This window comes from Streptomyces sp. T39 (genome assembly GCF_008042045.1).
Classification (GTDB): Bacteria; Actinomycetota; Actinomycetes; order Streptomycetales; family Streptomycetaceae; genus Streptomyces.
This window is the reverse complement of sequence record NZ_RDBP01000037.1, coordinates 967,381-979,880: the sequence shown is the minus strand read 5'-3', so window position 1 is coordinate 979,880 and position 12,500 is coordinate 967,381. Positions and strand designations below refer to the sequence as shown.

The window sequence follows — 12,500 nt, the reverse complement described above, 5'->3', positions numbered from 1 at the left end:
CCTCGCTGTGTCGCCTGCCCGCATCGTTCGACTTGCATGTGTTAAGCACGCCGCCAGCGTTCGTCCTGAGCCAGGATCAAACTCTCCATGAATGTCTACCGGTAATCCGGTTGAACACCACTTAGAGCGGAACGGTCGGGCGGAATAAGCCCCACCGTTCACAGCGTCCTCGCTGTGTCGCCTGCCCGCACCCTCACAAGGAGGACCGGACAGGTCTTTTTCAAAGGAACCTCGACCATCCGAACCGGATGGACGGGGTATCAACATATCTGGCGTTGATTTTTGGCACGCTGTTGAGTTCTCAAGGAACGGACGCTTCCTTCAAGCCGTTTCACGGGCTCTCCGGGCGCTTCCCTTCGGTGCTTCAAACACTATCAGGCTTTTCAGGCCCCCCTGACCATCCACCCTGCCGACAGCAGTGGTTTAGACCAGTTAGGATCTCGGCTTGTTAGCGCTGCCGACCCCCGACTCAACGTCGCGTTGGGGCCAGGCAGGGGTACGACAGTACAGGTCGCACGCAGACGAGGCAAATCGTTTCCGGTGCCCCCTAGGTCATTTCAACTGGTACGTCTCGGACGGAACCAGGACTTCATCTGACATACCCTGCTGAACGGTGCGTCGTCCGGTACAGGCAGTGACGACGCCGTACGAAATCCCCGCCCTGGGAGGCTCCATGACCACAGTGACGTCCCCTCTCGCCGGACAGGCCATCGGGCTCGCGGCAGTTCCCGATCCGGTCTTCTCCGGCGCGATGGTCGGTCCTGGGACCGCCATCGACCCCGAGCGCGGGCCCTCCGAGGCGGTGTCCCCCGTATCCGGCATCGTCGTCTCACTGCACCCGCACGCCTTCGTCGTCGTCGACGACCAGGGACACGGAGTGCTGACCCACCTGGGCATCGACACCGTGCAGCTCAACGGTGAAGGCTTCGAACTGCTCGTCGCCAAGGGCGACTCCGTGGAGCGCGGCCAGGCCGTGGTCCGCTGGGACCCGTCCGCCGTCGAGGCCGCGGGCAAGTCGCCGATCTGTCCCGTCGTGGCGCTCGAGGCCACACCCGACTCCCTCTCCGAGGTCCGCGAGGCCGGAGACGTGAAGGTCGGCGACAGCCTCTTCGGCTGGCAGTGACCTCTGACGGTGGCCGGCCGCGGACGCCGGCCACCGTCCGGTCGGACATCCACCGCGGCGGCACAGTGCCGTCGCCGAATCGGAGACGGTGACATGGAGACAACGCTGCGAGGCGTCGGCGTGAGCCACGGTGTGGCGATCGGCGAAGTGCGGCACATGGGCACGGCGGTCCTGGAGCCGCCTGCCAAGCAGATCCCCCCGCAGGACGCGGAGCGGGAGCAGGGGCGGGCCCGCCAGGCCGTCGAGGCCGTCGCGGCCGATCTCATCGCCCGTGGCAACCTGGCCGGCGGTGAGGCGCAGGGCGTCCTCGAGGCGCAGGCCATGATGGCCCAGGACCCCGAGCTGATGTCCGACGTGGATCGCCGCATCGCGGTGGGCAGCACGGCCGAGCGGGCGGTGTACGACGCCTTCGCCGCCTACCGGGCGCTGCTGGCCGGAGCCGGGGAGTACCTCGCCGGCCGGGTGGCCGACCTCGACGACGTGCGCAACCGGATCGTGGCCAGGCTGCTCGGGGTGCCGATGCCGGGCGTTCCCGACAGTGACGAGCCCTATGTCCTCATCGCCCGCGACCTGGCGCCGGCCGACACCGCGCTGCTGGATCCGGCCCTGGTGCTGGGCTTCGTGACCGAGGAGGGCGGGCCGACCAGCCACAGCGCGATCCTGGCGCGGGCGCTCGGGGTGCCGGCCGTCGTCGCGCTGCCGGGCGCCGGGGAGCTGGCCGAGGGCACGCTGATCGCGGTGGACGGCAGTACGGGCGAGATCTTCGTCGAGCCGACGCAGGAGAAGCGGTCCGAGATGGAGGCCGCGGCCGCGCAGCGCAAGGCCGCGCTGGCCGCCTCCAGCGGTCCGGGGGCGACGTCGGACGGGCACAAGGTGCCGCTGCTGGCCAATGTGGGCGGCCCGGGCGACGTCCCGGCGGCGGTCGACGCGGGGGCGGAGGGGGTCGGTCTCTTCCGTACCGAGTTCCTCTTCCTCGACGACAGCAGGCAGGCTCCCTCCGAGGAGAAGCAGGTCGAGGCGTACCGCCAGGTGCTGGAGGCGTTCCCGGAGGGACGCGTGGTCGTGCGGGTGCTGGACGCCGGCGCGGACAAGCCGCTCGACTTCCTGACCCCCGCGGACGAGCCCAACCCGGCGCTCGGGGTGCGCGGGCTGCGTTCGCTGCTCGACCATCCCGAGGTGCTGCGGACGCAGCTGTCCGCGCTGGCGACCGCGGCTCGGGGGCTGCCTGTGTACCTCGAGGTCATGGCTCCGATGGTCGCCGACCGGACCGACGCCAAGGCGTTCGCCGACGCCTGCCGGGACGCGGGGCTGGAGGCGAAGTTCGGGGCGATGGTGGAGATCCCCTCGGCCGCGCTGCGGGCACGCTCCATCCTTCAGGAGGTCGAGTTCCTCTCGTTGGGGACGAACGACCTCGCGCAGTACACCTTCGCCGCCGACCGGCAGGTGGGTGCGGTGTCCAGGCTGCAGGACCCGTGGCAGCCGGCGCTGCTGGACCTGGTGGCGCTGTCCGCCGAGGCGGCGAAGGCCGAGGGCAAGAGCTGTGGCGTCTGCGGTGAGGCGGCCTCCGATCCGCTGCTGGCCTGTGTGCTGACGGGGCTCGGTGTGACGTCGCTGTCCATGGGCGCCGCGTCCATCCCGTATGTACGGGCGACGCTGGCGAAGTACACGCTCGCGCAGTGCGAGCGTGCCGCGGCCGCGGCACGTGCGGCGGACACCGCCGACGAGGCGCGGTCGGCCGCGCAGGCGGTGCTGTCCGGCGAGTGACTCCGGGCCGTGGGTGAAGAGGGCTTTCCGCCGGTGGCGGGAAGCCCTCTCCCCTTTCCCGGGGAGCCAGGGATCCCGGTGCCGGGCGTCAGTGGTGGTCGCCGGGGTCGGCGGTGGTGACGGGGAAGCCCGCGCAGTACTCGACTCCGGGCTCCGGTGGCAGCGGGTCGCCGGTGGCAGCGTCGGTGCAGTAGGCGCTGAAGACCTCCCCCGCGGTGAGCGGGGTGAGCCGGCCGCCTTCGAGCCGCCAGCCGTGCAGGTAGTCGGGGGCGCCGGGGCGGGAGGTGCGCAGGACGACGCCTCCGCTGGAGCGCAGGGCGATGCCCGCGGCGAGGACGGTCACGAACTCGATGCCCTCCTCCGCGTCCAGGGCGGCGGCCGCGGTGGTGTCGCCCTCGGCGTGGAGGACGGCGAGGAGCTGCTCGTCGGGGGCCGGGACGCTGCACACGAGGTGGTGGGTGCCGGGACCGGCCACGTCGAGGAGCCGCGTCAGGAGGCGGGAGGCCTGGGCGCAGGAGGCGCGGCCGATGTCCTCGCCGCATTGCGCGCAGGTGCCGAGGTCGGTGAGGAGCGCGGTGGCGTAGTGCCGGGTGGCGCGGCGGACCGTGGTGTCGACGAGGTGCGGCAGGAGGTCCGCGAGGGGTGCTCCCGTGTAGGGGACGACCGGGCCGCGGCGGGCGAGTTCGGCGGTGAAACGGCTCCGTGTCGCGGGGCTGTCGGCGTCGAGGCCGGTGTCCTCGCAGAAGTCCGCGTACTCGTCCGGGTCGAAGAGGGCGAGGGTGGTGTGCAGGTGCTGGGAGGAGAGGCTGCGCAGCAGTTGGTCGGACTGGCGCAGGTAGGCGTCGTGGTCGTGGAAGGTGAAGCTGCGGTAGCGGCGCATGGCGGTGAAGTCGCGCGGGTCGGCGAGGATGCCGAGGGTGGTCGGGACCTCGCGGCGCAGGGCGCGCCGGATCGCCGCGTTGCCGCCGGGTCGGGTGGTCGGGCCGGTGTGCGTCATGGTTCCCCCTGAGAGCCGTGTGTCACTGATCCCTCACGTTAGGTGAGGGGTCTGACATCGCGGCCGGGGGCGGCCCGGCGGCGGGCCCGCGGGCCCGGGACGGCCCGGGGTCAGGCGCGGCTGCGGGCGATGTCCTCGTAGAAGCGGAGGAGTTCGAGGTTGTCGACCGAGCCCGGGTTGACGGCCTTGGCGAGCGGGGTGCCCTGGAGGAGGCGTTTGACGGGGACCTCGATGCGCTTGCCGGTCAGGGTGTGGGGGACGCCGGGGACCTCGATGATCTCGTCGGGGACGTGGCGGGGGGAGAGCTGCTCGCGGATGGTGCGCTTGATGCGGTCGCGGAGGCCGTCGTCGAGCTCGGCGCCCTCGGCGAGGTGGACGAAGAGCGGCATCCAGTAGCCGCCGTCCGGCTGCTCCAGGCCGATCACGAGGGACTCGCGGATCTCCGGGAGCCGTTCGACGGCCTCGTAGATGTCGGCGGAACCCATCCGGACGCCCTGGCGGTTGAGGGTGGAGTCGGAGCGTCCGTGGATGACGACGGAGCCGGTGGCGGTGATGGTGATCCAGTCGCCGTGGCGCCAGACGCCGGGGTACACGTCGAAGTAGCTGTCGTGGTAGCGGCTGCCGTCGGGGTCGTTCCAGAAGCGGATCGGCATGGACGGCATGGGGTTGGTGACGACGAGTTCGCCGACCTCGCCGACGAGCGGCTTGCCCTCGGGGTCCCAGGACTGGAGGTCGGTGCCGAGGCAGGCGGCCTGGAGTTCGCCGATGTGGACGGGGAGGGTGGGGACGGCGCCGGCGAAGCAGCTGCACACGTCGGTGCCACCGCTGACACTGGCGATCCACAGGTCGTCGGCGACCTCGTCGTGGAGCCAGCGGAAGCCGTCTGGGGGCAGCGGGGAGCCGGTGGTGGCGACGCAGCCGATCCGGGAGAGGTCGTAGTCGCGGCCGGGGTGGACGTCCGCCTTGGCGCAGGCCATGACGTAGGCGGCGGAGGTGCCGAAGAGGGTGGCGCCGGTGCGTTCGGCGATCTTCCACTGGGCGCCGGTGGTGGGGTGGCCGGGGCTTCCGTCGTAGAGGACGACGGTGGTGCCGGTCAGCAGGCCGGAGACGAGGAAGTTCCACATCATCCAGCCGGTGGAGGTGTACCAGAAGAAGCGGTCGCCGGGACCGAGGTCGCAGTGGAGGCCGAGCTGCTTGTAGTGCTCGATCAGGATGCCGCCCTGGGACTGGACGATGGCCTTGGGCAGGCCGGTGGTGCCGGAGGAGTACAGGACCCACAGCGGGTGGTCGAACGGGACGTGTGCGTAGACCGGTTCGGTGTCCCCGGCGGTCACCGCCGACCAGTCGAGGGCCCCCTCGGGGGCGGGGGTGCCGAGCAGCGGGATGTGGACGACGGCGCGCAGCGAGGGCAGTTCGCCGCGGAGTTCCGCGACGGTCGCGGTGCGGTCGTGCTCCTTGCCGCCGTAGCGGTAGCCGTCGACGGTGAAGAGGACGACCGGTTCGACCTGCTGGAAGCGGTCGAGGACGCTGCGTGCCCCGAAGTCGGGGGCGCAGGAGGTCCACACCGCGCCGACGGCGGCGGTGGCGAGGAGGGCGGTGACCGCCTCCGGGATGTTGGGGAGGTAGCCGCTGACACGGTCGCCGGGGCGGACGCCGAGGGCGCGGAGTTCGGCGGCGAGTGCGCCGACCTGCCGGCGCAGTTCCGTCCAGCTGATCGGTGTGGGGTCGTGTGTCTCGTCCACATGGAGGAGGGCCGGTTCATGTGCCCGTGCCGGGTCATCCGCGGTGCGCAGGGCGTGTTCGGCGTAGTTCAGCGTGGCGCCGGGGAACCACTGGGCGCCGGGCATGGAGCGCTCGGCCAGGACACGTTCGTACGGAGTGGCGAAACGGATGTCGAACCAGTCGGCGACGGCTGCCCAGAAGGTTTCCAGTTCGTCCACGGACCAGCGGTGCAGCGCCGCGTAGCCGCCGTCGGCCGGTGCTCCGTGCCGCTCGGCGGCCCATGCCTGGAAGCGGGTGACCCGGGCGGCGGCGATGCGGTCGGAGTCCGGCTGCCAGAGCGGGGCAGTGTTCGCTGCTGAGGTCATGGGGCGGCTCCCGGTCTGTCTGTGTACGCGGTGGGTGCGCGGTGTCTGCGCGGCCCGCGGCCGTGCGGGGTGTGCGCGGACGCGGGCTCACAGGGACGATGCCATGTGATCGTCCCGCGCACCAGGGCTCCCCACCCATGGTCGGCGCGGCGCATATGTGCTCCGACCACGGGTGAACGGCAGTTGAACAGCACCCCCGGCCCGGCGCGCCGGTGGCAGGGTGAACGGCATGGACGGTCGTGACCGGGTGCGCTCGGTGAAGAGTTTCGGCCCGCTGCGGGGCATGCGGGAGGTGCGTCGGGCGTGGCGGCGCCGTGGCGGCGCGGCGGCGCTGCCGGAGCGCGGACCGGAACGGGCGAGGGTGCCGGGGGCCGCGCGGGAGGCTCGGGCGCTGCCGGGCGGCGGAGTGGTCCGGTTCGCCCGCTCGGAGCTGCGGATCATGGTGGCGGTCGGGGGCGCGGTCTTCTGCGGGTGGGACGGTGCGGAGCCGGCGCCCTCGTACGGGCTGGCCGGTGAGCCGCCGGAGCCGGATCCGCGGGCGGAGCTCGAACCGGACAAGAACGGCGGCTGGAGGGTGGTGTCCGAGCGGGTGACCGTGGAGGTGTCGCGGAACGGCGGGGTGGAGATACGGACGCCGGGCGGGGTGGCGCTGCGCCGGGACCTGCCGCCGCGCTGGTGGGAGACCGCGGCGGGCGGCCCCGCGCGCTGGTCGCTGCGCAGCGAGGTGCCGGCGGACGCGCGGGTCTTCGGGCTGGGGGGCCGGGCGTCCGGGCTGCGGCTGCGGGACACGGCGTACCGGCTGTGGAACGGCGGCGCCGCGACGGGCGCGGGGCCGGAGGAGGACGCTCCGTACATCTCGATGCCGGTGCAGACGGTGGTGGCCGACGCCGGGACGCATCTGGTGTTCCACGACACCACGTGGGGCGGGAAGGTGACGGTCCGGGAGGGCGAGGAGGGTGCGGGCTCGGGGCATGACAGGCCGGGGACGATCGAGATGCGGATGGACGGCGGACCGCTGCGGTGCTGGGTGGTGGTGGGCTCGCCGGCCCGGGTGCTGAGCGGCTTCGCCCAGCTCACGGGTGCGCCGGCGCTGCCGCCTTCGTGGGCGCTGGGGCGTCACCACGCGGGCGGACCGCCGGTGGACGAGCGGAGCGTGCGGGACCTGGCGGAGGAGGGCCGGGAGCGGAGCGTGCCGCTGTCCGCGGTGCATCTGGGGGGCGGCGCCGCTGATGCGGGAGAGCCGTTCGCGGTGGACGAGGAGCGCTTCCCGGAACTCCCGGTGCTCGCCAAGGACCTGGCCGAGGACGATGTCCGGCTGGTGCGGGTGGTGGCTCCGGCCGTGGAGGCGCGGCCGGAGAGTGCCGTCTACGGGAGCGGCGCGGCCGCCGGGGTGTTCGTGAAGGACGCGGACGGCAGGGTGGTGCGCGGCGCGGACGGGCGGGCACACCCGGATTTCACCGATCCGCGGGTCAGGGCGTGGTGGGCGGAGTGGTACGAGGACGTGGCGGCGCAGGGCTTCTCGGGCGTGTGGCACGAGCCGGAGGGACCGGCTCCCGAGGGCGCTCCCGCTGTGCCGTGGTCGGCTCCCCGGGTGCTGGAGGGCCGGGGCGGGGACGGCCGGGAGGCCCACAACGTCGGCGGGCTGTCGATGGCGCGGGCCGCGTACGAAGGGCTCCGCGGCTGCCGCCCGGCCGAGCGGCCGTTCGTGGTCTCGCGCGCGGGCTGGGCGGGCATGCAGCGGTACGGAGGTGCCTGGTGCGACGAGGTCCCGGCGGGCTGGGCGGGGTTGCGTGCCGCGCTGTCACTGGTGCTGGGGCTCGGGCTGAGCGGGGTGCCGCTCGCGGGGGCACGGACCGCGGCGGCCGGGGGCGACGCATCCGGGCCACCCGCTCCTGCTGCCGATGGGGAGGGCGAACTGTGGCTGCGCGGCCTGCAGTTGGGCGCGTTTCTGCCGCTGTTCCTGACCGCCGGCGTGCCGCGGGCCACGGGCCGGTACGCGGACGCGGTGGCCGCGGTGCTGCGGGAACGTGAACGGCTGCGCCCCTACCTGGTGTCCCTGGCGCACCTGTCGCGGCTGACGGGTGCGCCGATGGTCCGTCCGCTGTGGTGGGGGTGTCCGGAGGACCGGGCGCTGCGGGACTGCGAGGACGCGTTCCTGCTGGGCGACTCGCTGCTGGTGGCGCCGGTGCTGGAGCGGGGGGCGGCGTGCCGGGCGGTGCGGCTGCCGCGGGGACGCTGGTACGACACGGCGACGGAGCGGGTGCACGAGGGGCCGGGGACGGTGACGGTGGACGCGCCGCCGGCGCGCATTCCGGTGCTGGCGAGGGCCGGGACGGTGCTGGCGGTGCGGGGTGCGGACGGCGCCGTGGAACTGGAGGCGTGGGCTCCGGCGCCGGGGCGCAAGGGCGGCGGGCTGGTGGTGCGTGACAGCGGTGACGGCTGGGCCGAGCCGGAGATCGAGCGGTACGCGACCGGGTGGGCGGACGGCAGGGTGGGCGTCGAGCGCTGGGTGGGCGACGACCGGGTGCCGGTCACGTCGGGGCTGCGGATGCGCGGTCCCGTTCACGGGACGCCCTCCGGCTCCGCGCCGTGACGGCCTCGTCCGCCCCGGCCCGTCCCCGATGGTCCGCCCCGGCTCGTCCCCGATGGTCCGTCCCGGATCCGTGACGATGCCCGTGATCCGGACGGAAGGACCTACGGGGCGGCGAGGGCGGCGGCGTAGTCGCCGGCGAACCAGCGTCCGGCCGCGACGGTGTGCAGGGGGAAGGCCAGCGTCGCCGGGGCGCGGAGCAGATGGTGCCCCTCGGTCTCGTCGGTGGGCCGTGAGGGCGGCAGGTCGTCGACGGACCGCTCGGGCAGCAGGCCGAACAGCAGCAGATGTCCGCCCGGTGAGCTCAGCGCGTCGGCGAGCCGCACGTCGCGTGCGTCGGCCCGGATGCCGGTCTCCTCGGCGAGTTCGCGGACCACGGCCCGGCGCCAGTCCTCACCGTGGTCGATGAAACCGCCGGGCAGGGCCGTTCCGCCGCGGGCGGGTTCGATGGCGCGCGTGACGACCAGGAGCCCGGTGCCGTCGCCGTCGCGGACGGGCAGCAGGGCGACGGCGACGGGCAGGGGGTTGCGGTAGGCGGTCCGGCCGCAGGAGGCGCAGGTGCGCGGCCAGCCGGCTCCGGCGCCCCAGGGCGCTCCACAGTTGCCGCAGTAGGAGTCCATGGACACGGCCGGACTGTATCCGATCTCCCTTTCCCGGCGCGCCGGTTGCTGGTAGACCGTGGGCCCATGACACGACTGGGAACCGCTTTCCGGCGGGCAGCGGCGGTGGCCGCCTGTCTGATCGCCGCCGCGTCCGTGCAGGCGCCGGCGCAGGCGAAGCCGGAGCCGAAGGCTCCGAGGGAATTCACCGATCTGCGCTCCGTGGCGCCGACGATCCTGCACGAGATCCGCTACACGGGCCCGCACAACTTCGTGGGCGTGCCCGTCGACGGCTACCGGCGGCCGCTGTGCATCCTGACCCGGCCCGCCGCGCAGGCGCTCGGGCGGGCGCAGCGGGCGCTGCTGCGGCAGGGCTACTTGCTGAAGGTGTACGACTGCTACCGGCCGCAGCGGGCCGTCGACCACTTCGTGGCGTGGGCGAAGGATCTCGCGGACGAGCGGATGAAGGCGGAGTTCTATCCGCGGGTGGAGAAGTCGCGGCTGTTCGCCGACGGTTACATCGCGGAGAAGTCCGGACACAGCCGGGGCAGCACGGTCGATCTGACCCTCGTGCGGCTGCCGGCCGCGCCCACCAGGCCGTACGTACCGGGCGAGGCTCTGGCCCCGTGCCATGCGCCGCAGGCGGACCGGTTCCCGGACAACTCCGTGGACATGGGTACCGGGTACGACTGCTTCGACACCCTCTCGCACACCGACGACCCCCGGATCGGCGGCGTCCAGCGGGCGAACCGGCAGCTGCTCAAGGGCGTGCTGGCGGCCGAGGGCTTCGTGAACCTGCCCGAGGAGTGGTGGCACTTCACCTACAAGCCGGAGGTGTTCCCGGACACCTACTTCGACTTCCCGGTGGCCGAGCGGTCGCTGCGGGGTCACGGGGGCTGACGCGCGGGCCGAGCGGAGTTACCGTGCGGTCATGACGCAGCACACGTTCGAGTCGTACGAAGAGTTCTGGCCGTACTACGTCGCGATGCACTCGCGGGCCGCGACCCGCTGGGTGCACCTGACGGGCACCCTGACGGGGCTCGCCGTCACCGCCTACGGCCTGGCGCGCGGGCGGCTGCGGTACGCGGCCGCCCTGCCGCTGATCGGTTACGGCACCGCGTGGCCGGCGCACTTCCTGATCGAGAAGAACAATCCGGCGACCTTCGGGCATCCGGCGTGGTCGCTGCGCGGCGACGCGCAGATGATCCGGATGATGCTGGCGGGCCGGGACGCGGAGCTGTCGGAGATCGCCGAGAAGTGGCTCGCCGAGAACGGCTGATGTCCCTGCCGGGCCCCGTGCAGCGTCGGCGCGCGTGCCTCACGGCGCACGCCGCGGACCCGACCGTCCCGGGGCCTGTCCGGGGTCGACTCCGGCGAGGGGGTCTACGGCCACCTCGGCGCAGGCGCGGCCCGTACCCCGGTCGGTGGGGGTACGGGCCGTGCGCCGTCCCATGGCGGTCCCGCGACGCGGTGCCGGCGTGCGCCCGGTCAGATGGTGACCGGTTGGCGGGCCTGGTCGACGCGGACGAGGGCGTGCTCGACGACGGCCACCAGGATCCGCTTGACCGACTCCCGGTCGCGCGCGTCGCCCACCAGCAGCGGCACCGCCTCGTCCAGGTCCAGCGCCGCCCTCACCGTCTCCGGAGGGAAGTGGTCCGCTCCCTCGAAACGGTTGACGGCCACCGCGAACGGAATCCCCCGGCGCTCGAAGTAGTCGACGGCGGCGAAGCAGTCCTCGAGCCGGCGGGTGTCGGCGAGGACCACCGCACCGAGCGCGCCCTGGGCGAGTTCGTCCCACAGGAACCAGAAACGGTCCTGTCCCGGCGTGCCGAAGAGGTAGAGGATCAGGTCCTCGCGCAGGGTGATGCGGCCGAAGTCCATGGCGACCGTGGTGGTCGTCTTGCTCTCCACTCCCGAGATGTCGTCGACGGGGCGTCCCGCCTCGCTGAGCGACTCCTCGGTGCGCAGCGGGCGGATCTCGCTGACCGCGCCGACCAGGGTCGTCTTTCCCACGCCGAATCCACCCGCCACCAGGACCTTCAAGGTCACCGGCTCGGTCGCCGCGGCGGACCGGCGGCTAGAGCGCCCGAAGGCCATTGATCACCTCGCGCAGAATGCTCACGTCCGGCAGCTCGGCCGGAGGTACGGGACGGGTCACGTGGACGAGGGCGTCGTCCACCAGGTCGCCGACGAGAACCCGGACCACGCCGACGGGCAGGTCGAGTCCGGCGGCGAGTTCGGCGATCGACTGCGGTGTGTCGCCGCAGCGTTCGACGATTTCGACATGCTCCGGGGACAGCGTCTGGTCCACGCCGGGGTCCCCGGTCGCCGACTCGGGGACCACCAGCGCGATCAGATCGAGCCGCAGCCGGCTGTCGTGGCCGGTCCGGCCGCGGGTCATGGCATAGGGGCGGACCACCGGACCGGCATCCGCGTCGATCCAGTGGTGCGGCGTGTGAGCTCTTCCGACGGAGTCACTCATGGCTGCCGTCACCCCCCGGCGGCCGGTCCGGTCCGTGGTGCCGTGACGAGGTGGGCGCCGACCCGCTTGACCATGAGCGTCATCTCGTAGGCGACCTGGCCGACGTCGGAGTCGGCGTCCGCCAGTACGGCCAGACAGCTTCCGTCACCGGCGGCGGTCACGAACAGGAAGGCCTCGTCGAGTTCGACGATCGTCTGCCGGACCTGTCCCGCCTCGAAGTGGCGGCCGACGCCCTTGGCGAGGCTGTGGAATCCCGAGGCGACGGCGGCCAGGTGCTCGCCGTCCTCGCGGGTGAGGTCGCGGGAGGCCCCGGTGGCCAGGCCGTCGCTGGAGAGCACCAGCGCCTTGCGGATGCTGGCGACGCGGTCGACCAGTTCGTCGAGGAGCCAGTTGAGCTCTCCGGAGCCCCGGCCGGCGACCCGGGTGCCGTTGGCGCTTGCTGCTGCGGCGTGCGGTGCGGTCATCGACCGTCCCCCTCAGATGTCGTTCCTGGTGCGGTCCGGCCGGGGCCGGAGGTGCGCTCGGTACCGGGGGCGGCCCCGGTCCCGTCTGCGTTCTGTCTGCGGCCGCGCTGCCAGCCCCGCTGCATGGACGCCATGCGGGCGCGTACTTCGTCGGCGTCCCGCTCGTCGTCGCGCGGGCCCGCCGGGGCGGGTGCGGTCCCGGTGTCGGCCGTGCCGCGCAGCTGCGGGACGAGGCTCGCCTGGCGGACGCGCCGGGGCAGGCCGCCGATGGTCGCGGGGCCGTCCGCCGCGGGGGCGCCGGAAGCGGGGAGGGCACGGTCCGGTCGAACTGGAGGCCCCCCTCGGGCCCGAGGACCGCGACAGGGTGCGCGAGGGTGACCGGGGCCGGGAGCGC

The 12,500-nt window shown here is 73.1% G+C and carries 11 protein-coding genes and 1 pseudogene; 5 read left to right on the top strand and 7 right to left on the bottom strand.

Going from position 1 to position 12,500, the window contains the following annotated elements; translation table 11 throughout:
* The first annotated feature begins 673 nt into the window (after positions 1-673).
* Both EAO77_RS26970 and ptsP read left to right on the top strand, forming a co-directional pair.
* Complete coding sequence (locus EAO77_RS26970; protein WP_147990854.1) at positions 674-1,123, top strand: PTS glucose transporter subunit IIA; 450 nt, start codon at positions 674-676, stop codon at positions 1,121-1,123.
* Positions 1,124-1,216: 93 nt separating this feature from the next.
* The gene (gene ptsP / locus EAO77_RS26965) at positions 1,217-2,887 is read left to right on the top strand and encodes a phosphoenolpyruvate--protein phosphotransferase (protein ID WP_147990853.1); all 1,671 of its coding nucleotides are present in this window, start codon (positions 1,217-1,219) and stop codon (positions 2,885-2,887) included.
* An 88-nt stretch (positions 2,888-2,975) separates the two neighbouring features.
* On the opposite strand, the gene EAO77_RS26960 is transcribed toward ptsP, so the two are convergent.
* Positions 2,976-3,884 carry a hypothetical protein gene (locus tag EAO77_RS26960; protein WP_147990852.1) on the bottom strand — a complete coding sequence of 303 codons (909 nt, stop codon included), beginning with the start codon at positions 3,882-3,884 and terminating at the stop codon, positions 2,976-2,978.
* Between the two features lie 110 nt (positions 3,885-3,994).
* Complete coding sequence (locus EAO77_RS26955) at positions 3,995-5,971, bottom strand: acetoacetate--CoA ligase (protein WP_147990851.1); 1,977 nt, start codon at positions 5,969-5,971, stop codon at positions 3,995-3,997.
* A 229-nt stretch (positions 5,972-6,200) separates the two neighbouring features.
* Between EAO77_RS26955 and EAO77_RS26950 the strand changes: the two genes are divergently transcribed.
* Complete coding sequence (locus tag EAO77_RS26950; RefSeq protein WP_147990850.1) at positions 6,201-8,564, top strand: glycoside hydrolase family 31 protein; 2,364 nt, start codon at positions 6,201-6,203, stop codon at positions 8,562-8,564.
* A gap of 101 nt (positions 8,565-8,665) precedes the next feature.
* Here the strand turns inward: EAO77_RS26950 and EAO77_RS40425 are convergent, their stop codons facing one another.
* Positions 8,666-9,181, bottom strand: a complete 516-nt coding sequence (locus EAO77_RS40425) for an NUDIX domain-containing protein (RefSeq protein WP_261994169.1) — start codon at positions 9,179-9,181, stop codon at positions 8,666-8,668.
* Between the two features lie 66 nt (positions 9,182-9,247).
* On the opposite strand from EAO77_RS40425, the gene EAO77_RS40420 reads away from it, so the two are divergent.
* Complete coding sequence (locus tag EAO77_RS40420; protein WP_261994149.1) at positions 9,248-10,060, top strand: M15 family metallopeptidase; 813 nt, start codon at positions 9,248-9,250, stop codon at positions 10,058-10,060.
* 31 nt (positions 10,061-10,091) lie between these two features.
* Positions 10,092-10,439: a DUF962 domain-containing protein gene (locus EAO77_RS26935; protein ID WP_147990847.1), complete on the top strand. Its 348-nt coding sequence runs from the start codon at positions 10,092-10,094 to the stop codon at positions 10,437-10,439.
* Positions 10,440-10,648: 209 nt separating this feature from the next.
* On the opposite strand, the gene EAO77_RS26930 is transcribed toward EAO77_RS26935, so the two are convergent.
* The 4 genes and pseudogenes from EAO77_RS26930 to EAO77_RS40415 form a co-directional block, all read right to left on the bottom strand.
* Entirely contained in the window at positions 10,649-11,257 is a 609-nt protein-coding gene (locus EAO77_RS26930; protein WP_147990846.1) for a GTP-binding protein, read from the bottom strand.
* Positions 11,238-11,642 (bottom strand): DUF742 domain-containing protein, encoded by a 405-nt coding sequence (locus EAO77_RS26925; RefSeq protein ID WP_147990845.1) that lies wholly within the window; start codon positions 11,640-11,642, stop codon positions 11,238-11,240. The genes EAO77_RS26930 and EAO77_RS26925 overlap by 20 nt, the downstream gene beginning before the upstream one ends.
* Positions 11,643-11,650: 8 nt before the next feature.
* The gene (locus EAO77_RS26920) at positions 11,651-12,106 is read right to left on the bottom strand and encodes a roadblock/LC7 domain-containing protein (protein ID WP_147990844.1); all 456 of its coding nucleotides are present in this window, start codon (positions 12,104-12,106) and stop codon (positions 11,651-11,653) included.
* Positions 12,103-12,500: pseudogene (locus EAO77_RS40415) on the bottom strand (histidine kinase); the annotation flags it as partial. The pseudogene EAO77_RS40415 and the gene EAO77_RS26920, both read right to left, overlap by 4 nt.

Coding starts and splice junctions, on each gene's coding strand:
- EAO77_RS26960 (WP_147990852.1), bottom strand. CDS start 3,884: ATGACGCACACCGGCCCGACCACCCGACCCGGCGGCAACGCGGCGATC.
- ptsP (WP_147990853.1), top strand. CDS start 1,217: ATGGAGACAACGCTGCGAGGCGTCGGCGTGAGCCACGGTGTGGCGATC.
- EAO77_RS26925 (WP_147990845.1), bottom strand. CDS start 11,642: ATGAGTGACTCCGTCGGAAGAGCTCACACGCCGCACCACTGGATCGAC.
- EAO77_RS26935 (WP_147990847.1), top strand. CDS start 10,092: ATGACGCAGCACACGTTCGAGTCGTACGAAGAGTTCTGGCCGTACTAC.
- EAO77_RS40420 (WP_261994149.1), top strand. CDS start 9,248: ATGACACGACTGGGAACCGCTTTCCGGCGGGCAGCGGCGGTGGCCGCC.
- EAO77_RS26955 (WP_147990851.1), bottom strand. CDS start 5,971: ATGACCTCAGCAGCGAACACTGCCCCGCTCTGGCAGCCGGACTCCGAC.
- EAO77_RS40425 (WP_261994169.1), bottom strand. CDS start 9,181: ATGGACTCCTACTGCGGCAACTGTGGAGCGCCCTGGGGCGCCGGAGCC.
- EAO77_RS26950 (WP_147990850.1), top strand. CDS start 6,201: ATGGACGGTCGTGACCGGGTGCGCTCGGTGAAGAGTTTCGGCCCGCTG.
- EAO77_RS26970 (WP_147990854.1), top strand. CDS start 674: ATGACCACAGTGACGTCCCCTCTCGCCGGACAGGCCATCGGGCTCGCG.
- EAO77_RS26930 (WP_147990846.1), bottom strand. CDS start 11,257: ATGGCCTTCGGGCGCTCTAGCCGCCGGTCCGCCGCGGCGACCGAGCCG.
- EAO77_RS26920 (WP_147990844.1), bottom strand. CDS start 12,106: ATGACCGCACCGCACGCCGCAGCAGCAAGCGCCAACGGCACCCGGGTC.